Raw genomic sequence first — 22,546 nt, forward strand, 5'->3', positions numbered from 1 at the left:
ATCCTCGATGGCCTCACCGCAACCGAATGCACCAACTACTTCGAAAACGCCGGATACTGTTCAACCTAAAATCATCCAGCTCTAAATCCTCGAAAGTGTAGAGGGTCTTCCGTCCGGAATTGCTCCAGGAAAAGAGCGCAGCGCCCTACTGTAGGCTGACGAGGCGTGCCGGCTCGCGCCTGTCATGAACGGGGCGCACCGCGCCGAGCTCGATCTCGAGCGGAGCGGGGCGGCCGAACAGATAGCCCTGCACGACCTCGCAACCGGCGGCTCTCAGCAGCGTCGCCTGGTTCTCGGTCTCGACGCCTTCGGCGATGATGCCGACACCGAGCGCCCGCGACAGCCCGACGATGGTCGAGACGACAGCGCCCGAGCTGGAATCGGTGTCGATGCGGCTGACGAAGGAGCGGTCGATCTTCAACTTGCCGAACGAGAAGTCGATCAGATAGCTCAGGTTGGAGTAGCCGGTGCCGAAATCGTCGACGGCGACCGAGATGCCCATCTCGGCGAGTTGCCGCAGGATGACGGCCGCGCGGTCGCGGTCCTGCATCATCGCCGTTTCGGTGACTTCGAGTTCCAGCCGCGACGGCTTGATGCCGGTCGATGTCATGGTCTCGCGCACGATACCGACGAAGTCCCTGGTCATGAACTGGACCGGCGAGATGTTGACGGCGACGAAGCAATCCTCCGGCAGGTACTGGGCGTCGCTGCAGGCCTTGCGCAGCACCCATTCGCCGATGGGGTTGATCATGCCGGTTTCCTCGGCGATCGGAATGAATTCCATCGGCGGGATCATGCCGCGCTCCGGATGCTTCCACCGGATCAGCGCTTCATAGCCGACGACGCGGCCGCCCTGGAGGTCGAATTGCGGCTGGTAGTGGAGGCTGAAGTCGCCGCGGTCGAAGGCGGTTTTCAGCTCCGATTCAATCCATTGCCGGTGGTCCGCAACGCGGCCCATGTCGGCGTGGAAGACCGACCAGTTGCCGATGCCGCTTGCGCGCGCATTCTGCAGCGCCAGGTTCGAGCGGCGAAGGATGAGCACCGGATCGACGCCGTCCTTCGGCATCGCCACGATACCGACGGACATGCTGACCGACTGCAGATGCGTCTGGAGCTGGTAGGGCTCCATCATGCGGTTGATGAATGTTTCGAGGAACCGCTCGAGATATCCCCGGATCTCACGGTCCGGCAAGAGCACGGCGAATTCGCCGGCGCCGAGCCGTCCGATCACGGCATCTTCCGGCATGCTCTCCTTCAGCCTTTTGGTGAAGGCGCGGATCAGCTCGTCGCCATGACTGTAGCCGATGGCGTCGTTGATCTGCTTGAAGCGGTCGATGTCGATATCGATCAAATAGACCGGTTCGCCGGTCTCCAGCGTTTCCGCTGCCGCCGCCGCGACCTTTCCGACGATCGCCTGGCGCGTCAGCAGGCCGGTCATCTTGTCGAAATGGGTTTCCTTGAAGACGTATTCGGCCGATTCATCGATGCCTGCGAAGAAGGACATGGCGGCGCCGCCGGCGGAAAGGGCGCAGAGCGCGGCGATGATGCCCGCCATCGTCTCGGCAGACATGCCGGCCAGGCCGTCGCCGAAGCCGAACCGCAGACCCCAGAGCCCGAGGATAAAACTGCCCATGGCCGAGCTGGCGATGGTGATCAGCCGGAACAGCGGTGTTCGCTTCGGGTTGCTGACTGACGACATGCAAGGTCCCTGAACTACAGGGCCGTTTAGCGGATACCTCCTTAAAATGGGTTTCCGCCAATGCCTCCAATTTTACTGGAAGGTGCTTTTTTCGTTAGCGAATCATTCGCGGGCGCCGTCGTTCTGCTTCAATTCCTCGAGCGTCGGCATGGAGACGATGTGATAGCCGGAATCGACATAGTGAATCTCGCCGGTGACCCCCGAAGACAGATCGGACAGCAGGTAGAGCGCCGAGCCGCCGACCTCGTCGATGGTGACGGTCCGCCGCAGCGGCGAATTGCGCTGCTGATAGGAGAACATGTGGCGTGCGTCGGATACCCCGGAGCCGGCGAGCGTCCGCACCGGTCCTGCTGAGATGCCGTTCACCCGAATGCCGCGCGGGCCGTAATCATTGGCGAGATAGCGCACGCTCGCCTCCAGCCCGGCCTTGGCGACGCCCATGACATTGTAGTTCGGCATCACCCGCACCGACCCGGCATAGGTCAGCGTGATCATCGAGCCGCCATTCGTCATCAGCGCGGCGGCGTTGCGGGCGATCTCGGTAAAGGAATAGCAGGAGATCACCATTGTGCGGACGAAGTTGTCGCGGCTGGTGTCGGCGTAGAGGCCCTTGAGCTCGTTCTTGTCGGAGAAGCCGATGGCGTGGACGACGAAATCAAGCCCGCCCCAGGCTTCGCGAAGCGTCTGGAAGGTTGCGGTGACCGAGGCGCTGTCCTCGACGTCGCAAGGCACGACCAGCGAGGCGCCGAGCTTCTCGGCCAGCGGCTTGACCCGCCGCCCGAAGGCGTCGCCCTGATAGGTGAAGGCAAGTTCCGCCCCGTGTTCGGACAATTTCCTGGCGATGCCCCAGGCGATCGAATGATCGTTGGCGACCCCCATGACAAGCCCGCGCTTGCCCTTCATCAACCCTTCCATAAAAGGCAATCCTTATGCGGAATGGCGCTGGAAAATTAGCGTTGCGTTGGTGCCACCGAACCCGAAGGAATTGGACAGGACGGTGTCGATCTTGGCGTTGTCGATGCGCTTGCGCACGATCGGCATGCCCTCGAATTCGGGATCGAGCTCCTCGATATGGGCGCTCTCGCCGATGAAGCCGCCCTGCATCATCAGGATGGAGTAGATCGATTCCTGGACGCCGGCGGCGCCGAGCGAATGGCCGGTCAGCGACTTGGTCGAGGTGATATACGGCATCGGGTCGCCGAACACCTCGCGAATGGCGCCCATTTCCTTGGAATCGCCGACCGGCGTCGATGTGCCGTGCGTGTTGATGTAGTCGACCGGCGTCGAGACAGTTGCAAGGGCTTGCCGCATGCAGCGCACGGCGCCTTCGCCGGACGGTGCCACCATGTCGTAGCCGTCGGAGGTCGCGCCGTAGCCGACGATCTCGGCATAGATCTTGGCGCCGCGTGCCTTGGCGTGCTCCAGCTCTTCCAGCACCAGCACGCCCGCGCCGCCGGCGATGACGAAGCCGTCACGGTTGACATCATAGGCGCGCGAAGCGGCCGATGCCTTGTCATTGAATTTCGACGACATGGCGCCCATGGCGTCGAACAGGTCCGACATCGTCCAGTCGAGATCCTCGTGACCGCCGGCGAACATCATATCCTGCTTGCCCCACTGGATCAGCTCATAGGCATTGCCGATGCAATGCGCGGAGGTCGAGCAGGCGGACGAGATCGAGTAATTCACGCCGTGGATCTTGAACCAGGTGGCCAAAGTGGCCGAAGCGGTCGACGACATCGCCTTCGGCACCGCGAACGGACCGATACGCTTCGGGCTGCCATTCTTGAGCGTCGTTTCGGCGGCTTCCACAATGGTCCTGGTCGACGGTCCGCCGGAGCCCATGACGATGCCGGTCCGCTCATTGGTGATGTCGCTCTCGCCGAGACCGGCGTCGGCGATCGCCTGATCCATGGCGACATGGTTCCAGGCAGCGCCTTGGCTCAGGAAACGCATGGCGCGGCGGTCGATCATCGCCGACGGGTCGAGTGTCGGCGCCCCCCACACCTGGCAACGGAAACCGTGCTCGGCGAAGGAATTGGAAAAGCTGATGCCGGACTTGGCATCGTAAAGCGAGGCCTGCACCTCATTGGCGTTGTTGCCGATCGACGACACAATGCCGAGGCCTGTCACTACGACGCGTCTCATTCGCAACTCCTTCCGGCGTAGTTTGGCGAAAAACCTAATTGGTTTCCGCCTTCGATCATACGCAAATAAACTGCCGCGGCGTCCTTGCGCATCCGTCGGACACGCGAGGGCCCGTGGCGATGGCGATCAGGCGGCGGACTGCTTGGACAGGCCCACCTTCAGATCCGTTGCCGCGTATATGGGTTCGCCATCCGCCTTGAGCCAGCCATCGGCGATGCCGAGCACGAGGCGGCCACGCATCACGCGCTTGAAGTCGACGCCATATTCGACCTTCTTGACCGACGGCGTCACCATGCCCTTGAACTTCACCTCGCCGGTCGACAGCGCCATGCCTTTGCCGGGTTCGCCGAGCCAGCCGAGATAGAAGCCGGTCAATTGCCACATGGCGTCGAGGCCGAGGCAGCCCGGCATGATCGGATTGCCGATGAAATGGCAGGCAAAGAACCAAAGATCCGGCTTGATGTCGAACTCGGCACGGATGAAGCCCTTGTCGAAGGCGCCGCCGGTCTCGCTGATCTCGGTGATGCGGTCGAACATCAGCATCGGCGGGTAGGGCAGCTGGGCGTTTCCCGGTCCGAACAGCTCGCCGCGGGCGCAGGCAAGCAGTTCCTCATAGTCGTAGCTGGACTTTTGACCCGCCATTAATTCCGTCCCCGTTCTCGTTCCGGGCGGCAGGGCGCCCATGTCGTTGGTTTCCTAACACACTCTGTTTGCGGCCGGAAACCGGCGTTTGCGCTTAACCCGTGCGCCTGCCTGGGTCAATGCGCGCTATTGATCGCATTTGGGCGACAGAATATATGTCGGGTGGTGTCCAGTTTTTGGCATTGAGCTCTTTTTGCCATTCTGGACCGGTCTATGGGGCTGGGCTGCAAGCTTAGACGGGATAGATGGATTCGGGCTGCCGGAAGGAAAATGTCGCTGTGGACAAGCGGGTTCGCGAAGCCGGCCTGAGGCCGACGCGCCAGCGCATTGCGCTGGCCGACCTGCTTTTCGCCAAGGGCGACCGTCACCTTTCGGCCGAGGAATTGCATGAAGAGGCGATCGCCGCCGGCGTGCCGGTTTCGCTGGCCACCGTCTACAATGCCCTTCATCAATTCACCCAGGCCGGTATGCTGCGCATCCTCGCCGTCGAAGGGTCGAAAACTTATTTCGACACCAACACTTCCGATCACCACCACTTCTATGTCGAGGGCGAGAACCGAATCTTCGATATCGCCAGCGGCCCGGTGAGCGTCTCCAACCTGCCGGAGCCTCCGGAAGGCATGGAGATCGCCAATGTCGATATCGTGGTGAGGCTGCGCCCCAAGCGCCGCGACTGATCTGCTCGCCATGAGGCCCGTCGATCTGGCGATACGGCTCGAATGGGCCGCGGTAGCCGCGGCGGCCGTTATCTTCTACGAAATGACCGGGGTGTCCTGGTGGCTGTTCGCGCTGCTCATCCTGGCGCCGGACCTGTCGATGCTCGGCTATCTCGCCGGGCCGCGGATCGGCGCGATAGCTTACAACGCCCTGCACATGCTGATTGCTCCGCTCGTTCTGGCGCTTGCCGGCATCCTGCTTGCCGATCCGGTCACCACCGCTGTGGCGCTCATTTGGATCGCCCACATCGCCATCGACCGCGCTCTCGGCTACGGCCTGAAGCTTCCCACTGGTTTTCAGGATACGCATCTCGGCCGCATCGGACGCGACCGGAGCACGATCAGTTCTTGACCTTTTCGCCCGGATAGGCGCCCCAGACCTGCGACTGGGCGACCCAGCCGGTATGGCCGTCGAAGGTCATCTCGCACCACTGGCCGTCGCACTTCTTGATCGAGCCCATGACGCCTGGCTCGAGGATGGCGACAACGCCGGCGTCCTTGTTGGGATCGTCGAGCAGATTGATTCGGCCGCCCTTGCCGCGCTGCCAGGGGGCGACGATCGCGGTGCGGCGGCCCGAAAGCAGCGACTGGTTGATCCAGCCTTCGGAGCCGTCGGCGTCGCGCACCCGGCGCCAGGTGTCGAATTCCTGGATGATTTCCATCGGCAGTCCGGCCTTCATATACATCCAGTCGACGGAATAGTTGGCGCCCGGACCGACGCGCGAGTTGACGCGTCCGGACTTCAGGCTGACGAAGCGCGGCAGCGGCAGGCCGCTCGGCCCCAGCGTCACGGTTTGCGCCGGCGTGGCCGCGCCTTGCGCGGATGCCTGCGGCACCCCAAGCAGAGTGCCGAGAACGGCTGCGCTGAAAGCCAGGCGGAGCGAGGCGAAACCAGACACTTTCATTCCTTTCGGCGCCGGTCCGTTGGATGAGCGCCCCTTTTTCTTTGTCTTCGGCGGCACCGCTTGTTACAGGAGTGGGCTGATACCGCGACTGGCTTCAAGTTTCGCTTGTCTTGGTTAAAGAGGTCTCAACGAGATCGGTTTCGAGAGCATGATCCCGATAAAGTGGGAACCGGTTTTCGGAAAAGATCATGCTCCAAAAAAGAGTAGGATCAGAGTGACGATTCAACGAACCGTCATTCTGATCTAGCAAGCTTCGGGGAAACAATGGCAGGCAAAAAACGGCCCCTCGTCGTCATCACGCGCAAGCTGCCCGATCCCGTGGAAACCCGCATGCGCGAGCTGTTCGACGCGCGCCTCAATGTCGAGGACCGGCCGATGACCCAGCCGGAGTTGGTCGCGGCGGTCAAGGAAGCCGACGTGCTGGTCCCGACGATCACCGACCACATCGATGCCGCGCTGATCGCCCAGGCCGGCGATAACCTCAAGCTGATCGCCAATTTCGGCAACGGCGTCGACAAGATCGATGTCTCGGCGGCGGCCAAGAAAGGCATCACCGTCACCAACACGCCGAATGTGCTCACCGAAGACACCGCCGACATGACCATGGCGCTGATGCTCGCCGTGCCGCGCAGGCTGGCCGAGGGTGCCAACGTGCTGACCGGCGAGAAGAAATGGGCCGGCTGGTCGCCGACCTGGATGCTCGGCCGCCGCATCTGGGGCAAGCGCCTCGGTATCGTCGGCATGGGCCGTATCGGCACGGCGGTCGCCAGGCGCGCCAAGGCGTTCGGGCTGTCCATCCACTATCACAACCGCCACCGCGTGCTGCCGGCGGTCGAGGACGAATTGGAAGCGACCTATTGGGAAAGCCTCGATCAGATGCTCGCCCGCATGGATATCATCTCGGTCAACTGCCCGTCGACGCCGGCGACCTTTCATCTGCTGTCGGCCCGGCGGCTGGCGCTGATGCAGCCGGCGGCCTACATCGTCAACACCGCGCGCGGCGACATCATCGACGAAGAGTCGCTGATCAAGCTCATCCAGGACGGCAAGATCGCCGGCGCCGGCCTCGACGTGTACGAGCACGAGCCGGCGCTGAACAGCAAGCTGCTGAAGCTCGCCCACAAGGGCAAGGTCGTTCTTTTGCCGCATATGGGCTCGGCAACGCTCGAAGGCCGCATCGATATGGGCGAGAAGGTGATCATCAACATTCGCGCCTTCTTCGACGGCCATCGCCCGCCGGACCGCGTGCTGCCGCTCAGGACCTGAAAACCCGGGTTGTTTCAGGCGGCGACGCTCAGGACGCCGTCGTTGGCGACTTTGACGGTGTTTCCCCGATAGGTGTCGAACAAACCGCGTCCCAGCCGCACCGCCATAGGCGTCTCCCAGCCCATTTCCCGCGCGACGATCAGGCCGAGCAGAAGAATGGCGTCCGGCTCGTGCAGGACGAGCGCTGCCGGCGCTTGGCCGTTGTGGACCAGCTCCATCAGCACTGCCGAAGCCGACGACGAGCCGATCGTGCCCGGCAGGAACAGCACCCGGCCGGAAATCACCTCGCCATGCTGCGGGTGGCGGACATCGGCGATGCGACCTGTCTTGGCGTCGACGCCGCCCCAGAAGCTGATCGGCGCCGTCAGCACCAGCGCTTCGCCTTCGCCGGCCTTGCCCGGCACCAGGATCTCGGCAGCGGTCATGCGGCGAGGTCCGTGAAGCACGGCTTGCCGGCGACCGCGCTTTCGACGCAATCGGCGAGCGCGGCATAGAGCACCGCATAGCCGGTGTTGCCCGGAGCGTAATGCGCGAACTTGCCCGAATTGGTCATCAGCACGCCGCCGGCGAGTTCCGGCATGATCGGCGTCACCACCACGCATGTGTCGGCGACGATGAGGACCCCGCTTGCTTCGAGCCTCTTCCGCCGGCCGTCTTGCTCCAGCAAGCCAAGCACGTGCCGGCCGGTGCAGGCATAGATCGGCACGGCAAGCCGTCTTCCGGCAATCAGCCGCTCCAGCATGTCGAACTCGGCAAAAGATAGATGCGGGCTGCCGATGGCGACGGCATCGATGGTTTTCGGCGCCGCCGCCGTCGACAGGCCGGCGCGAGCCTTCGCCGCCATCTGCGGCGTGACGTGGATCATCGCCTCCGGTTCCGGCCCGGCCAGAATGGTCTCGACGTTGGGGGCCTCGGGCGTGACGCCTGCAATGTGGAACAGCCCGACCGCGCCGGATGAAGCGGCCGCGGCGCCGAAGGCCTTCAGCGCGTCCTCGCCGGGGTGATTGGCGATGCCGGTGACGACGCCGATCGTATCGCCGATCTCGCGGCCATAGAGGCTGCCCAGCACCGGCCAGGCGATCTCGGAAGCGAGGAAGGAAGGCGATAGGCCCGAGACGTCGAACACCAGCCTCGCCCGGCGGTTCTCGGCCCGGTGCAGGCCATAATCCGGCGCGCGGCCGGTGATGGCGCAGGCGATGTCGAGGAAATCGCCGTAGCGGTTGGTGCGGGCGCCCAGCACCGAATTGCAGAACACCACCGCATTGGACTCGCCCCAGGCGACATCGCTGCCCTGTGCCGGCCTGTGCCCGGCCTGATAGGGCGCGCAGGTCCAGCTCTGCTCGCAGCCGAGCTTGCGGTAAGCCTCCATCATCCGTCGCGCCATGCCGCGCTGCGGCTCTTCGAGGCGGATGCGCGAGCAGCCCATCAGGTCGAGGGCCCCGACATTGAGCGTCGAGCGCACCGCGACCCTGGCGCCGCCTTCGACCAGCCGCTCGGCGAACAGCGTGCCGGAATCGCCGTGATAGAGCGCGCCGTCGATATGCGCCGAACAGATCGGGATCAGCCGCGGCGCGCCAAGCAGGCGCGCGCTTTCGGCGACGATGCGCATCGCCATTCCCGCGCCGTCGTGACCGGCGGCGGTTGCCTGTTCCTCCGGGCTGAGCGCGAGGCTCAAGACAGCACCTTGCGCATGGTGATCGAGGTCGGCCTGTCGTAACCCTCATGCGCGGTGCGCCCGGTCTCGCGAAAGCCGAGCCGGGCGAAGGCCGCGTGGTTCGCCGTAAGCTCTATACGCGTCTGCAGCTCGAGGGCCTGCTTGCCGCGCCGGTGGGCAAGATCCTCGACCGCCTGCATCAGCCGCCCGCCTATGCCTCGCCCCTGAAGGCCAGGCTCGACGGCAAGCTTGCCGACATAGAAATCGTCTGCCCTCTCCGACGCAAAGACACAACCGACGATCCGGCTGTTCTCCAAGGCCAGGAACGCCGCTTCTTGCCCCGCCTTGCTCTTGAGGTTTTCGGGCGTGAGCCGATGCGCCGAGGATGGCGGCTCGATGACGCCGTCCATATAGGCGAAGGCGCGCCCGATCAGCGCCAGCAATTCGTCCCACTGCGCGAAGTCGGGCGGAAGCTCGCTGACGAGGAGAGTGGCCATCCGATCCATGCGCTCAGACCGCCTTGTAGCGGACGGTGTCGAATCGGGCCGTGAGCCCGTCGTAAAGCAGCAGCCGGCCGACCAGCGGCTCGCCGATGCCGGCGATCAGCTTGACCGCCTCCATCGCCTCCAGCGTGCCGATGACGCCCGTGAGCGCGCCGACGATGCCGGCAACGGCGCAGGATGGCACCAGCCCTTCGGGCGGCGCTTCCGGAAAAAGGTCGCGGTAGCCTGGATTGCGCTTCCCGTCGGCGCCCGTTTCAAATGGCTTCAGCACCGTCACCGAGCCGTCGAAGCGGCCGACGGCGGCGGTGACTAGGGGCTTCTTTTCCTGGGCGCAGGCATCGGCCAGAGCATAGCGTGTCTCGAAATTGTCGGAGCCGTCGACCACGATATCGTATTGGGCGACGAGGGCAGGGGCATTTTGCTCGGTCAGTCTGAGGCGATGCAGTTCCACCCTGACATTGGGGTTGATGCGCATGATCGCCGCCGAAGCGCTGTCGGTCTTGGCCATGCCGATCGTGTCGCTGCCATGGATCACCTGCCGCTGCAGGTTGGAAAGCGAGACATCATCGTCGTCGACGATGCCGAGCGTGCCGACGCCGGCTGCGGCAAGATATTCGAGCACCGGCGCGCCCAGCCCGCCGGCCCCGATGACCAGCACCCTGGCCCGCTTCAGCTTCTGCTGCCCGGGGCCGCCGATTTCGGGCAGCACGATGTGGCGGGCATAGCGCTCAAGCTCTTCGTCGGTCAGGGCAGCGTTGGTCATGGCCGGACCATATAGCGGGCAGGAAACCTTGTCATGTACGGGCAAGGCGAAGCCTTGTCCCGCAGCATCTGTACGGGCAAGGCGAAGCCTTGTCCCGCGGCGTCGTGCACGGCAAGGCGAAGCCTTGTCCCGCAGCAAGGCGAAGCCGTTGCGTAAGCTCCACGCCTTTTGGCTCTTCGACAGATCAGCCGGTTGGTCCGACGCTGCCGTGATCGACCGTCAGGAATTGCGCCCGCCCGGCAAGGCTGGAAAAAAGCGCCGCGTCGGTGCCGGTCATGAAGGCCTGGCAGTTGAGCTCTTCGAGGATGGAAAACAGCGCCGCGCGCCGGCCGCTATCGAGATGTGCGGCGATCTCGTCGAGTAACAGGATCGGCGTCAGACCCGACATCTCGCCGGTCAGCCTCGCATGCGACAGCACGATGCCGACAAGCAGCGCCTTCTGCTCGCCGGTCGAGCACAATTCGGCCGGCATCGACTTCGGCCGGTGCCGGACCACGAGGTCGGAGCGATGCGGACCGTCGAGCGTGCGGCCGGCGGCGCGGTCGCGCTCGCGGCCATTGGCGAGCATGGCGCGGAATCGCTCCTCGACGTCGACTGCCGGTGTGACGGCTATTTCGCTTTCCAATTCGCCGGCGAGGCTGATGTCGGCCTGCGGAAATGGACCGCTGCCCGGCAGCTTGTCGATCATGGCGGCAAGCAGCCGCACCAGCTCGGCCCTGGCCGCCGCGATCGCCACCCCGGTTTCGGCCATCTGCATCTCGATCGCGTCGAACCAGCCGCTGTCGCGCGAGCCTTCCGTAAGCAAACGGTTACGGCCACGCATCGCCTTCTCGTAATCGAGCGCGCGCTGCCCATGGCCGGGGTCGATCGCCAGCACCAGCCGGTCGAGGAAGCGGCGGCGGTCGGCGGCCGGCCCTGGAAACAGCCCGTCCATCGCCGGCGTCAGCCAGACGACCCGCAGCCATTCGAGCATATCCTCGGCCGATTTCGCCGTTGCGCCGTTGATGCGCACGCGCCTGCCGCCTTCTCCGGCACTATCGCCGCTGGAAATGCCGGTGCCGATTTCGACCTGGCCTTCCGGTCCTTCGATGCGCGCATGCAAGGCAAAGCTGCCATCGCCGCCCTCGCGAGCCACGTCGGCGTAAGGCGCGCGGCGCAGCCCGCGCCCCGGCGTCAGCAGCGAGACCGCTTCGAGCAGATTGGTCTTGCCGGCGCCATTGTCGCCGGACAGCACGACAGCGCCGGGGCCGAGCTCAAGCGAAAGTCCCGCATAGTTGCGAAAGTTTGTAAGTGTAAGCTTACTTATATAGCTCTGCTGCCGAAGCTGTTTGGCGTCCGAGGTCACGGCGACATGTGAGGCCCGCTAGAGCAATTCCAAGAAAAGCGCATAGCGGTTTTCCGTCCGGAATTGCGTCAACAAAAAAGACAAAGCCTAGACCCGCATCGGCATCAGCACGTAGAGCGCGGTCTCGTCGGCCATGTCGTGGATCAGCGTCGGGGACCCGGCATCCGCCAGCATGAACTTGGCCTCGGAGCCGGTGAGCTGGGCGGCGACATCGAGCAGATATTTGGCGTTGAAGCCGATCTCGATCGGGTCGGACGAGTAGTCGGCCGCCAGTTCCTCGGTTGCGCTGCCGGAATCCGGATTGTTGACGGCGAGCGTGAGCTGGCCGTCATTGATCGACAGTTTCACCGCACGGCCGCGCTCGGACGAGATGGTCGAGACGCGGTCGACGGCGGCGGCGAAGCTCTGGCGGTCGATGATCAGCTTCTTGTCATTGCCGGTCGGGATGACGCGCTGATAGTCCGGAAAGGTGCCGTCGATCAGCTTGGAGGTCAGGATGACGCTGCCGATGGTGAAACGGATCTTGGTATCAGACAGCTCCGTCGTCACCGCGATATCCGGGTCGTCGACCAGCTTCTGCAGCTCGCTCACCGTCTTGCGCGGGATGATGATGCCGGGCATGCCTTCGGAGCCTGCCGGCGCGTCGATCTCGGCGCGCGCCAGGCGGTGGCCGTCGGTCGCGACCGAGCGCAGCTTCAGCTTGCCGCCCGCCTCGTGCGTGTGCAGGAAGATGCCGTTGAGATAGTAGCGCGTCTCTTCGGTCGAGATAGCGAACTGCGTCTTCTCGATCAGACCCTTCAGCGCCACCGAATCGAGCCGGAAGATGTGCGAGAAGGAGCCGGCCGAAAGCTCCGGGAAATCGGACTGCGGCAGGCACTGCAGGCGGAAGCTGGAGCGCCCGGACGTGACGGTCATCGCGTTGCCGTCCTCGTCGGTCTTCAGCATCACCTCGGCGCCGTCGGCGAGCTTGCGCACGATGTCGTAGAGCAGATGCGCCGGAACCGTCGTCGCGCCGCCGCGCTCGACCTTGGCCGGCGTGGCTTCCGTCACTTCGAGGTCGAGGTCGGTGGCCTTCATTTCCAGGCTGGCGCCCTCGGCGCTGAGCAGCACATTGGACAGGATCGGTATGGTGTTGCGCCGCTCCACCACGCGATGGACGTGGTTGAGGGACTTCAGGAGATTGGATCGTTCCAGGATAACACGCATGACGAAACAGGCTCGCTTCAATGAATGGGCGGGTCACCGGGCAGCGGCGTCCCGCGAAAGCTCCGAAAAGCTCAGAATCTATGTAAGCTGACAGTAAAACCCCTGCAAACGCAAGCCCGCGGCACCGGTTCCAGCCGGTTGCGCGGGCTTTCTGGGGATAAAGGGCGCGAAGCGCTCAGGCCTGCTCGTTGATCAGCCTTCTGAGTAGTTCGAGTTCCTGCGCCAGCGTGTTGTCGGCGCCGGAAAGATCCTCGATCTTGCGCACGGCGTGCAGGACCGTCGTGTGATCGCGGCCGCCGAAACGGCGTCCGATCTCCGGCAGCGAGCGCGGCGTCATCACCTTGGACAGATACATCGCTACCTGCCGCGGCTTGACGATGGTGCGCGTGCGGCGGTTTGAGAGCAGTTCCGTCTTCGATACGTTGTAGTGGCGCGCCACGATGCGCTGGATGTCCTCGATACGCACCCGCTTCGGCTCGCCCGAGCGGTAGATATGGCCGAGGATCTCGTCGATGCGGTCGATAGTGATCTGCGGCTCGAAGGACTGGCGAAACAGAAGCTGGTTGAAGGCGCCTTCGAGCTCGCGCCCGCTGCCAGTCACCGTTTTGGCGACGTGATCGAGGATCTCGTCCGAAATGTCGAGCGAGGTATCGTCGACCTTGGCGGTGGCAAGGCGCAGCTTCAGCATGCCGAGGCGCATGCCGAAATCCGGCGCCGACATTTCGAGCGCCACGCCGCCGTTGAGGCGCGAACGCACCCGCGGCTCCAGCGACTCCAGTTCAGACGGCGGCCGGTCGGCGGCGACCACCACCTGCTTGGCGCTGTCGAGCAGCATGTTGATGAGATGGCAGAACTCGTGCTGGATCGACTTGCCCTGCAGGAACTGCATGTCGTCGATGATCAGCAGATCGATGTCGCGCAGCTGCTCCTTCAGCGTCAGCGCATTGTTGTCGCGGATCGCGGTGGCGAAGCGCCACATGAAATATTCAGCCGTCAGGTAGACCACGCGCGATTTCGGATTGTGCCGCAGCGATTCCGCCGCGATCGCCTGCAACAGATGCGTCTTGCCCAGGCCGACGGTCGCATGAAGGAAGAGCGGGTTGAAGCGCACCGCGCTCGACTGCGATTCCGCCACCGCCTTGGCGGCCGCGAAGGCAACACGGTTCGAAGGCCCTTCGATGAAGGAAGCGAAAGTGTAGCGCGGGTCGAGCGGCGACCCCAGCACATTGTGGCGGAACTCGGTCTCCACCGGCACGCCCTGGCGGGGCGCCGGCGTCCGTTCCACCCGACCGGCGCTCGCGGTGCCGGCGGCAAGCGCGGTCTGTGCCTGCTTGGTCATCTTGCGCGCGGGCGCGATCTCCGGCCCGACATTGTTGCGGCCCTGCCGGGTGGCGGTCCGCACGACGATCTCGATCTTGAGAAGGTCGGGATCCTCGTGCCTCCACAGTTCGGCGATAAGATCGAGGTAGTGGCCGTTGATCCACGACCGCAGGAAGGCGGTCGGTACGGAGATGCGCACTACGCCGCGCGACGCCTCGGCAACCTTCATGCGGCCGAACCAGCTCGAATAGACCTCGGCTCCCAGACGTGCCTTCAACTGGGCCTTGACCCGCTCGAACTTCTGTTCAGCGTCGCTGGATGCCGCCATGTCGTCCCCTCCGACGATAGTTGCTGGGAATGGGAGTTCGCCCGCAATCTCCCCTTCGATGCCGCTCTGCATGATCAAGTTCCTTGTCTCTCGTACCCTTTTTTCCGCCGGGAGTGCGCCTCCTGCACCCTGGTCCGGCGACGTTTTTCGCTGCGCCTCTATCGCCGCCGCCGGCGATATCGTTGCAACGTTGCGCAAGGGACCTCTGCCGGCTCTCGCAAGCCGGCTTGATCATGCCAAGACAATACAACACCGCCCGGCGAAAACGCCGGCCCAACGTCGACTGCCATGTACAATTACGCCAGTCCCCTACCCGCACCGAAGAGACAAACCAAGCCACACGCGGAATTGCTCCACGTCATGAATTCCGCCATTTTTTGCTGGCCGATTCAGGCTGGGTCAGAGGGCAGGTGCCCGTCCCTTCGATGGATGGACATTACCGAAATCGCTGTGGATAGGGCAAGGCCACGTCTAACGGATTTTTAACGAATCTGGTTACCGGAGACGTGTTCAAAGCAGGTGCCACTGCGGCACGTTTTCATAAAGCCATTGTGATTCAAACCCTTTTCCGGGGAATGTGAAAAAGGCCACACCTTCGGAAATTTTCTGAAATAATTCTCTTGACAGCTACTTGTCCCCCGCCGCTCCTCCGCGAGTTGAACAAGCTGTGGACGACCGTCTGTAAGCTTTTGAAAAATATATGGAATTTGTGGCAGGCTAACCTGTGGCCGGGCCCGCATTCAGCGGTCGACGACATGAGCGATTATGTATATGCCGGCAAAACATTCGCTACTTTGAAATTCGGTCCAAGCGTCGTTGTCCGACCGTTCTTTTTAAGTACTTGCCGGCAAACGAAAAAACCCGGCCTGTGCGGCCGGGTTCAAGGATAACGGTTCTAAAGGGAAGTCGGTCAGGCCGACAGCACCTTGACCCGCTGGGCCAGCCGCGAAACCTTGCGGGAAGCCGTGTTCTTGTGGAGGACACCCTTGGTTGCGGCGCGCATCAATTCCGGCTCCGCGGCCTTGAACGCTTCCAGCGCAGCAGCCTTGTCGCCGGCGGCGAGCGCCTCTTCGACTTGGCGAACATAGGTGCGGACGCGCGACCGACGGTTCTTGTTGATCGCCGCGCGGCGGGCGATCTTGCGCGTTGCCTTTTTGGCCGAGGACGTATTGGCCATGATGCCTCTCTTCTGATCTGGTGGGCGCCAGCGGGTCGCAGGGCGCAAAAAACAAACGGGCAGCCACGGGGCCGCCTCGGTTGGTGCGGCTTATAGTTCAGCTTTTCCGGCGCGTCAACGCCGCTTCGCGGTCTTTTTGGGGCTTGAAGCCGCACCGCGCTGAAACGGGTCCGCGCGCCTAAAGCCGTTGTCTTTGGGCATGCCAGGCTTTTTCCAAAATCGCGGCACGCTTTGGGGCGACATGCCCTAGCGGTTGCCGAAATTCGGCTTCCGCTTCTCGACGAAGGCGGCCATGCCTTCCTTCTGGTCATCGAGCGCAAACAGCGAATGGAAAAGGCGGCGCTCGAAGCGCAGACCTTCGGCAAGCGTCGTCTCGTATGCCCGGTTGACGGCTTCCTTCGTCATCATCACCGATGGCAGGGAAAACTCGGCGATCTTCGCTGCCGCTTTCAGCGCCTCCTCGACCAGTTCGACAGCCGGCACCACTCGCGACACCAGTCCGCAGCGCTCGGCCTCGGCAGCGTCCATCATCCGCCCGGTCAGGCACATGTCCATCGCCTTCGACTTGCCGACGAAGCGGGTCAATCGCTGCGATCCGCCCATACCCGGCATGACGCCGAGCGTGATCTCGGGCTGGCCGAATTTTGCGTTGTCGGCGGCGATGATGAAATCGCACATCATGGCCAGCTCGCAGCCGCCGCCAAGCGCATAGCCGGCGACCGCCGCGATGATCGGCTTGCGCGCGCGGGTGAGCTCCTCCCACCTGCCGAAGAAGTCTTGAGTATAGGCGTCGACGAAAGAGATCGCCTGCATTTCCTTGATGTCGGCGCCGGCCGCGAAGGCTTTTTCCGAACCCGTGAGCACCATCGCGCCGATGCCCTCATCGGCGCCGAACGCGTTCACCGCCGCCACGATCTCGGCCAGCACCTGCGAGTTCAGGGCATTGAGCGCCTTCGGCCGGTTCAGCGTGATCAGTCCGATCTTGCCGCGCGTCTCCACGAGAATGGTTTCATAGGCCATGGCATCGTCTCCTCGCTTCGATTGAGGAGACCGGTCTAGAGCAATTCCAGGAAAAGTGTGAGCGGTTTTCCGTGGGGAATTGCGTCAAAACAAGAAGGGCTCACCGCTGACAGGTCCGGCAATAGAAGGTCGATCGGCCGCTCTGCACGATGCGCTCGATATGGCCACTGCAGCCCGGTTTCGGACATGGCTCGCCTTCGCGGTCATAGACCGCGAAGGAATGCTGGAAATAGCCAAGCGACCCGTCTGCCTGGACATAGTCGCGCAGCGAGGATCCGCCGGCGGCGATCGCGTCGGCGATGACCGAGCGGATGGCCGCGGCCAGGCGCTCGCATTGCTCTTTCGCTTTCTTGCGGGAGGCGGCGACGGTGCCGGCTTCGCGCAGCGGCGAGAGGCCGGCGCGCCACAGCGCTTCCGACACATATATGTTGCCGAGCCCGGCGATCAGCCGCTGGTCCAGCAACGCGGCCTTGAGCGGCGATCTGCGGCCTTCGAGCAGCGAGGCGAGCAGGGGACCGTCGAGCGCATTGCCGGTCGGCTCGATGCCCAGCCCCGCCAGCATTGGATGCGTGTCCGGCGCGCCTTCGGCAAACAGCATGAAGCCGAAACGGCGGGGGTCGTTGAAGATGACGCGGGACCGCTCGCCCTTCGGGGAGGCGACATCGAATACGACGTGGTCATGCGCCGCGCTCTTCGCGCGCTCGTGATGGAAGCTGCCGGGGATGTGGCCGTTCCCGGCGTTTTCGACGCGGAACGATCCCGACATGCCGAGATGGCAGATCAGCACCGGACCGTCTTCGATGTGCATCGTCAGATATTTGGCGCGCCTGCCAAGCGCCGCTACGGTCTTGCCGGCAAGCCGCTCCGAGAACCGTTCGGGAAAGGGAAAGCGAAGGTCTGGCCGTCGCGCCTCGACATTGACGAGCCGCGCCCCTTCCAGAACCGGCTGCAGCCCGCGCCGCACCGTTTCGACTTCAGGCAGTTCCGGCATGGCCGCCTATCGTCGCGAGGAAAGAGGTGCCGTGGCGGCCAGGCGCAAGGCCGAGATGATCCGCGACGGTTTCGCCGATATCGGCGAAGGTCGGCCTGAGCCCGATGTCGCCGCCCTTCACTCCCGGCCCGATGCCGATCACCGGAACGCGTTCGCGGGTATGGTCGGTGCCGCGCCAGGTCGGATCGTTGCCGTGGTCGGCGGTTAGGATGAGAAGGTCGCCCGGTTTGATGCGCGACAGCGCTTCCGGCAGCCGGCGATCGAAGGCCTCGAGCGCTCCGGCATAGCCGGCGACATCGCGCCGATGGCCGAACTCGGTGTCGAACTCGACGAAATTGGCAAACACCAGATCGCCTTCCCCTGCGTCGTCCATGGCGGAGAGCGCCTTGTCGAACATCGCCATGTTGCCGCCGGCCTTGCGCACCTCCGCGATGCCGCGATGGGCGAAGATGTCGCCGATCTTGCCGACGGCGATGACCTTGCTGCCGCGCTCCGTCAGCCGGTCGAGCAAGGTCGGCTCGGGCGGCGGCACGGCATAGTCGCGGCGGTTGTGGGTGCGCTGGAAGGTGGCGCTTGTCTCGCCGACGAAGGGCCGCGCGATCACCCGCCCGATCTTGAGCCGATCGACCAGCCGGCGCACCGTCAGGCAAAGCTCGTAAAGCCGCTCCAGGCCGAAATGCGTCTCGTGCGCCGCGATCTGCAACACGGAGTCGACCGATGTGTAACAGATGGGCTTGCCGGTGCGGATGTGTTCCTCGCCGAAGCGCTCGATGATCTCGGTTCCTGGCGCATGGCAATCGCCGAGGATGCCCGGCACGTTGCCTTCGCGGATGATCGCGCCGGTCAGCTCGGCCGGGAAGGTGGGCACGGTGTCGGGAAAGTAGCCCCAGTCGAAACGCACGGGCAGGCCGGCAATCTCCCAATGGCCCGACGGCGTGTCCTTGCCGCTCGAGACCTCCTGGGCAGCGCCATGGAATGACGCGCCAAGCAGCGGCGTGTCGACGTCCACCGTCAGCCCGGTTGCCGTTTGCGCCGCGCCCGCCAGCCCGAGCGAAATCATGTTGGGCACAGCGAGCGGGCCGCTGCGCAGGCCTTCACGATCCGCACGGCCCTCGGCGCAGGCCTGCGCAATGTGTCCGAACGTGTTGGCGCCGGCATCGCCGTAGCGTTCGGCATCGGCCGCTCCGCCGATGCCGAAGGAATCGAGGACGAAAAGGAATGCCCGCGCCATAGGGGGTGCCATCATGCCAAATAACCAGTCAGACATAGAGTTCCGCAGTGGCGTTGGCAAATCGGAAACCAAACCGCAACGGCTTGGCGCCAGAGTGGTGCGGATCGCGGGAGTGCGGCGAGGATGGGCATGGGCGCAAGATTGGCGGCAAGCCAGGCATTGAGGAGCTGCGCGGCGGCTCTCGCGGTGCTCTCCGCGGCCACACCGGCGCATGCCGACTGGCGCGACGACATCGGCACGTTTCGCATAGGAATCGTCGCCCAGCCTGAAGGCGGGAACATGCTACCTGGTCTGGCCCGCTTGACGGATGCCTATACGAACGCTCTCGGCATGAAGGTCGAGTTCGTGGTTGCTCGCGACTATGCGGCGTTGATCGAGGCTCAGGCGAGCGGCCGCATCCAGTATGCGGTCTATTCGGCGCTCGCCTATGCAACGGCTTCGGAGCGCTGCGGCTGTGTCGAGCCGCTGGTCGCTCCGATCGATGCCGATGGAGCCGCCGGCGTCCGTTCCGTGCTGGTGACGCGCGACGGCAAGGTGCCGGGCCTCACAGCGATCGCCTCGCATCGGATCGCAATCGCGCCCGCCGACAATGTCGCCGGTTCTCTCCTGCCGCTGACCAGTCTGGCGGGCGAAGGCGTGCAGATCGCGCAGGATTCACCTTTCCTGGCGCGCGCGCCGTCGGCCGCCGCGGCCGAGACGATGCTCGGCGACGGCGAAGCCGACGGCCTGTTCGGCTGGCAGCCTGTCGGCGCCGATGGCCAGCCCACCAATACGGGCGGCACGATCATGCGGCTCGAGGCCGCCGGCGTCCCGAAGACGTCGCTTCGGGTGCTGTGGAACTCGGCTCCGCTGCGATACGGTCCTCATGCCGTGCGCAGCGACCTCGACGCCGAAGCCAAGCGCCGGCTGGCCGTGTTTCTGACCAATCTCAAGTCGCTGACACCGGACGTCTACGATCTTCTGGAACCGACGCACTCCGGTGGCTTCGAACTGGCCGTATCAAAGGACTACGCAACGGCCCTGGCCATCGTGCGGCGGGAAACTGGCGGGGATTAGCCCGTCAGCAGTCGGTGCAAGGAACCGTAGGACCGCGGCGCGGCCTCAGATAGTATGTTTCGCCCATCGATATGTTGTTGAAGGCCGAGGTCAATCCAAGCGTCGACGAACTGTCGGCGGACCAGGTGATGATCGGCTTATAGCCGAGGCCGCTTTCCACCCGGACAAGGAAGGTGTTGCGGATATTCAGCGTCGGCGGAACGGTGGTGGGGCTGGTCTTCGCTGCGTCGGCGCTATAGGTGGTGCCCACAAGCTTGCGCGACCAGGCCACCGTCGCCTTGGGCGATGCCTCGTCGGAGATCTGGATCCCGGTAATGATGATCGTCGGCGTGGAGCGGTTGTAGGGCTGCAGCGTCGAGGTGCCGATCTTCATGATCGCGTCGAGATCGGCTTTCGTGACGCTGGTCTGCTGCGTGACGAGATCCGCCACCATGCTGCCGATGCGGCTGACCTTCTTGCTGGTCTCGATGGCCTGTGAGGCTTCCATCGTGATGAAGTACATGATGAGCAGCACCGGCACGATGAACGCGAACTCGATTGCCGCGACGCCGCGGCGATCGCGGCAAAACCGTGCCGCCTTCGCCACGAAGGCCGAAATTCGCCGCTGTGCCCCCGCACGGTACATATCCTGCCCCCACACCGCCTCAAGTCTCGGCCGGCCGCAAACTTGAAGCATGTCTCCCGAAGTGGATCCAGTTTCGGGAGGCATGCTGAAAATCAAAAGCTGAAGCAAGTCGCGTCACGCGACCTGCTTTAGTCGTCGAATGGTTCGTTCTGCCAGGTCACCGATGCGAAGTGCAGCGTCTTGCCGCCATTCAGATTGGCCATCTGTTTGGCCAGAAAATCGGTGATTACTGGCCATTTGTAGAAAACCCGCAGCATGTTCTTCGATTCCGCCAGCCCTGGAGACACCGTGAAAGTCGTCGAGCTCGTGCCCGTCAGCACGATTTCGCCGTTCTGAATTTTGAAGCCCGCCGCCGCGGCGTCGGCGAAGGTCGGATATTCGCGCAGGTCCACCAGCAGTGAAGCATTTGACCCGGAACCGGGGCAGTTCGTGGCGACCATGATCTCCAGCCTGTCGCAGATCAGCGTCTTGATCGAGCCGTCGGTGACGTTGGCTTTCTTGAGTTGGCCGGTTCGCAACTGGCGCGCGATATCGTCGGTGGCGTTGGCCATCACTTCTTGGCCGGCGAACGAGATGCAGCTCTCCAGGATGGCGAAAACGAGCAAGGCGAACGGCATGGCCAGCATTGCGAATTCCAATGCCGTGCTGCCGCGCCTGTCACTGAAGAAACCGGGGCGTGGCTTTGCCTCGGCCTTGCCGTCCATGCCACCCTTGGGTGCCGGATCCTTGCTCATGTTCCGTTCCTGCCGATCCTTTTGCAATGTCGGCTGCAACCTAATCGACCACCCGTTGAGGTCCGGTTTGGATGAGCGTTAAACTCGGCAGGCGGCCGTTAACCCGCTGTTAACCTGCGGGCGCTTGCGTCGTTAAGCTCAGCGGGCTGCGTTCATTTCCGTTTCGGACGTTTTCTCAGCCTCGCTCTTGTATGAGCTTTCGCAATAGGGCGTGCAGGACATGGTCTGGACTTCGGCGCGTCGATAGATGCGCACCGAGGACGCGGCTTGCCTGACGACCGTCACCTGCTCATCGATGATCGGGCTGCCATCGGAATCGAGCACGACCAGATTGGTCACGCCGAAACCCTTGCCGGTGAGAACGACCGTCGAGGCATCCTGCACCGCGGCATCGGCGATTGCCGGATTGCCGACGACGATCGTATCGGCCGCGCGCGACAACTTGACGATCTTTGCTTGATTCATGGTGACCTCGATGCCGGCGCCGGCGCTGGCCGGCATGACGGATGCGGCGACAGCCAGCAGCGCGACGACTGAAAATGGCGATCTCGACAAGGTCATGGAAGCGCTCCGGAGCGGCAGACTGTTCAACGGAACATGAACGAAATTGGTGAACCGACGGTTAAGCGCCGCATGGCCGCGATAAGGATTGGCCGGCTCGGGGCCATGAGCCGAGAGCAGGCGCTGTGTTAGGGAAATTCGCGGATGGGCCGGATCTCCGCGCTTTTCCTGCCCGCCGGTCCGCCTCTGGAGGTTTAGGCCACGGTTAACCAAGCAACGCGATCGCTTCCGGAAAGGAATCGGTAAGGGTATTTATTAAGCCGATCGAAAGGGCTTCCCCCTAGATTTGGCACATCCGATCAACCGGCAAGAGAAGTTGACGGAAGTGCTGTAACACGTGGAGTAGGAGCTCTCGAATGTCTAACCTCATCGCACGTTTCGTGAAGGACGAATCCGGCGCGACCGCCATCGAATACGGTCTGATCGCCGCCCTCATCGCGCTCGCCATCATGGTCGGCGCGGGCCAGCTCGGCAATGCCCTGGATGCCAAGTTCAAACACATCGCCAGCGTGGTCTCGGGCTCGAATTAACCCGGGCTAGCTCATTGTCTTGGAAAGAAGGGCCGCTCTCCGCGGCCCTTCAGACTGCTGACAAACCCCTGGCGTTTGCTGGGGGTTTTTGATTCACTGGGTCATGTTGAAGCGACCCGCCCCCGA

The 22,546-nt window shown here is 63.6% G+C and carries 24 protein-coding genes; 5 read left to right on the top strand and 19 right to left on the bottom strand.

The window, feature by feature from the left end:
• Positions 1-145: 145 nt before the first annotated feature.
• The 4 genes from CK220_RS30685 to fabA form a co-directional block, all read right to left on the bottom strand.
• Positions 146-1,699: a bifunctional diguanylate cyclase/phosphodiesterase gene (locus CK220_RS30685; protein ID WP_095815090.1), complete on the bottom strand. Its 1,554-nt coding sequence runs from the start codon at positions 1,697-1,699 to the stop codon at positions 146-148.
• Positions 1,700-1,801: 102 nt separating this feature from the next.
• Positions 1,802-2,614, bottom strand: coding sequence for an enoyl-ACP reductase FabI (gene fabI, locus CK220_RS30690; RefSeq protein WP_095815091.1), 813 nt, complete (start codon positions 2,612-2,614; stop codon positions 1,802-1,804).
• A 12-nt stretch (positions 2,615-2,626) separates the two neighbouring features.
• Entirely contained in the window at positions 2,627-3,847 is a 1,221-nt protein-coding gene (fabB, locus tag CK220_RS30695) for a beta-ketoacyl-ACP synthase I (protein ID WP_095815092.1), read from the bottom strand.
• Positions 3,848-3,973: 126 nt separating this feature from the next.
• Positions 3,974-4,489 carry a 3-hydroxyacyl-[acyl-carrier-protein] dehydratase FabA gene (gene fabA, locus CK220_RS30700; protein WP_027165888.1) on the bottom strand — a complete coding sequence of 172 codons (516 nt, stop codon included), beginning with the start codon at positions 4,487-4,489 and terminating at the stop codon, positions 3,974-3,976.
• Between the two features lie 245 nt (positions 4,490-4,734).
• Between fabA and irrA the strand changes: the two genes are divergently transcribed.
• Both irrA and CK220_RS30710 read left to right on the top strand, forming a co-directional pair.
• Positions 4,735-5,166 (top strand): iron response transcriptional regulator IrrA, encoded by a 432-nt coding sequence (gene irrA / locus CK220_RS30705; protein WP_066996377.1) that lies wholly within the window; start codon positions 4,735-4,737, stop codon positions 5,164-5,166.
• Positions 5,167-5,176: 10 nt separating this feature from the next.
• Entirely contained in the window at positions 5,177-5,557 is a 381-nt protein-coding gene (locus CK220_RS30710) for a DUF4260 domain-containing protein (protein ID WP_095815093.1), read from the top strand.
• Here the strand turns inward: CK220_RS30710 and CK220_RS30715 are convergent.
• Positions 5,547-6,104 (bottom strand): SH3 domain-containing protein, encoded by a 558-nt coding sequence (locus CK220_RS30715; RefSeq protein ID WP_095815109.1) that lies wholly within the window; start codon positions 6,102-6,104, stop codon positions 5,547-5,549. The genes CK220_RS30710 and CK220_RS30715 overlap by 11 nt on opposite strands.
• A 270-nt stretch (positions 6,105-6,374) precedes the next feature.
• Here CK220_RS30715 and CK220_RS30720 point away from each other — a divergent pair, with 270 nt between their 5' ends.
• Positions 6,375-7,376, top strand: a complete 1,002-nt coding sequence (locus CK220_RS30720) for a D-glycerate dehydrogenase (protein WP_095815094.1) — start codon at positions 6,375-6,377, stop codon at positions 7,374-7,376.
• Positions 7,377-7,390: 14 nt separating this feature from the next.
• On the opposite strand, the gene CK220_RS30725 is transcribed toward CK220_RS30720, so the two are convergent.
• The 11 genes from CK220_RS30725 to CK220_RS30775 form a co-directional block, all read right to left on the bottom strand.
• The gene (locus CK220_RS30725; protein WP_095815095.1) at positions 7,391-7,801 is read right to left on the bottom strand and encodes a DUF126 domain-containing protein; all 411 of its coding nucleotides are present in this window, start codon (positions 7,799-7,801) and stop codon (positions 7,391-7,393) included.
• Positions 7,798-9,051, bottom strand: a complete 1,254-nt coding sequence (locus CK220_RS30730) for an aconitase X catalytic domain-containing protein (protein WP_095815096.1) — start codon at positions 9,049-9,051, stop codon at positions 7,798-7,800. The genes CK220_RS30725 and CK220_RS30730 overlap by 4 nt, the downstream gene beginning before the upstream one ends.
• Positions 9,048-9,536: a GNAT family N-acetyltransferase gene (locus tag CK220_RS30735; protein WP_095815097.1), complete on the bottom strand. Its 489-nt coding sequence runs from the start codon at positions 9,534-9,536 to the stop codon at positions 9,048-9,050. The genes CK220_RS30730 and CK220_RS30735 overlap by 4 nt, the downstream gene beginning before the upstream one ends.
• Positions 9,537-9,540: 4 nt before the next feature.
• On the bottom strand, positions 9,541-10,296 hold the full coding sequence (locus CK220_RS30740; protein WP_095815098.1) for a molybdopterin-synthase adenylyltransferase MoeB: 756 nt from the start codon (positions 10,294-10,296) through the stop codon (positions 9,541-9,543).
• A gap of 184 nt (positions 10,297-10,480) precedes the next feature.
• Positions 10,481-11,641 carry a DNA replication/repair protein RecF gene (gene recF, locus CK220_RS30745; protein ID WP_095815099.1) on the bottom strand — a complete coding sequence of 387 codons (1,161 nt, stop codon included), beginning with the start codon at positions 11,639-11,641 and terminating at the stop codon, positions 10,481-10,483.
• A gap of 87 nt (positions 11,642-11,728) precedes the next feature.
• The gene (gene dnaN / locus CK220_RS30750; RefSeq protein WP_095815100.1) at positions 11,729-12,847 is read right to left on the bottom strand and encodes a DNA polymerase III subunit beta; all 1,119 of its coding nucleotides are present in this window, start codon (positions 12,845-12,847) and stop codon (positions 11,729-11,731) included.
• 175 nt (positions 12,848-13,022) lie between these two features.
• Positions 13,023-14,495 (bottom strand): chromosomal replication initiator protein DnaA, encoded by a 1,473-nt coding sequence (gene dnaA, locus CK220_RS30755; protein WP_245429472.1) that lies wholly within the window; start codon positions 14,493-14,495, stop codon positions 13,023-13,025.
• Between the two features lie 910 nt (positions 14,496-15,405).
• Positions 15,406-15,672 (bottom strand): 30S ribosomal protein S20, encoded by a 267-nt coding sequence (gene rpsT / locus CK220_RS30760; protein WP_066996401.1) that lies wholly within the window; start codon positions 15,670-15,672, stop codon positions 15,406-15,408.
• 246 nt (positions 15,673-15,918) lie between these two features.
• A complete protein-coding gene (locus tag CK220_RS30765) occupies positions 15,919-16,692 on the bottom strand; it encodes an enoyl-CoA hydratase (protein WP_095815102.1) in 774 nt (257 codons plus the stop codon).
• Positions 16,693-16,792: 100 nt separating this feature from the next.
• Positions 16,793-17,683, bottom strand: a complete 891-nt coding sequence (gene mutM, locus CK220_RS30770) for a bifunctional DNA-formamidopyrimidine glycosylase/DNA-(apurinic or apyrimidinic site) lyase (RefSeq protein ID WP_095815103.1) — start codon at positions 17,681-17,683, stop codon at positions 16,793-16,795.
• On the bottom strand, positions 17,667-18,914 hold the full coding sequence (locus tag CK220_RS30775; protein ID WP_095815104.1) for a phosphopentomutase: 1,248 nt from the start codon (positions 18,912-18,914) through the stop codon (positions 17,667-17,669). Before CK220_RS30775 ends, mutM begins: the two co-directional genes overlap by 17 nt.
• 129 nt (positions 18,915-19,043) lie before the next feature.
• Here CK220_RS30775 and CK220_RS30780 point away from each other — a divergent pair, with 129 nt between their 5' ends.
• Complete coding sequence (locus CK220_RS30780; RefSeq protein ID WP_095815110.1) at positions 19,044-19,970, top strand: PhnD/SsuA/transferrin family substrate-binding protein; 927 nt, start codon at positions 19,044-19,046, stop codon at positions 19,968-19,970.
• Between the two features lie 4 nt (positions 19,971-19,974).
• Here the strand turns inward: CK220_RS30780 and CK220_RS30785 are convergent, their stop codons facing one another.
• From CK220_RS30785 to CK220_RS30795, 3 genes are all read right to left on the bottom strand, one after another.
• The gene (locus CK220_RS30785) at positions 19,975-20,595 is read right to left on the bottom strand and encodes a TadE/TadG family type IV pilus assembly protein (protein ID WP_095815105.1); all 621 of its coding nucleotides are present in this window, start codon (positions 20,593-20,595) and stop codon (positions 19,975-19,977) included.
• A 128-nt stretch (positions 20,596-20,723) separates the two neighbouring features.
• Positions 20,724-21,299 carry a TadE/TadG family type IV pilus assembly protein gene (locus CK220_RS30790; RefSeq protein WP_245429473.1) on the bottom strand — a complete coding sequence of 192 codons (576 nt, stop codon included), beginning with the start codon at positions 21,297-21,299 and terminating at the stop codon, positions 20,724-20,726.
• A 168-nt stretch (positions 21,300-21,467) separates the two neighbouring features.
• The gene (locus CK220_RS30795; protein WP_095815107.1) at positions 21,468-21,890 is read right to left on the bottom strand and encodes a pilus assembly protein N-terminal domain-containing protein; all 423 of its coding nucleotides are present in this window, start codon (positions 21,888-21,890) and stop codon (positions 21,468-21,470) included.
• 356 nt (positions 21,891-22,246) lie between these two features.
• Between CK220_RS30795 and CK220_RS30800 the strand changes: the two genes are divergently transcribed.
• Positions 22,247-22,420 (top strand): Flp family type IVb pilin, encoded by a 174-nt coding sequence (locus CK220_RS30800; protein WP_095815108.1) that lies wholly within the window; start codon positions 22,247-22,249, stop codon positions 22,418-22,420.
• Positions 22,421-22,546: the final 126 nt, after the last annotated feature.

This window comes from Mesorhizobium sp. WSM3860, assembly GCF_002294995.1.
Lineage (GTDB): Bacteria > Pseudomonadota > Alphaproteobacteria > Rhizobiales > Rhizobiaceae > Mesorhizobium.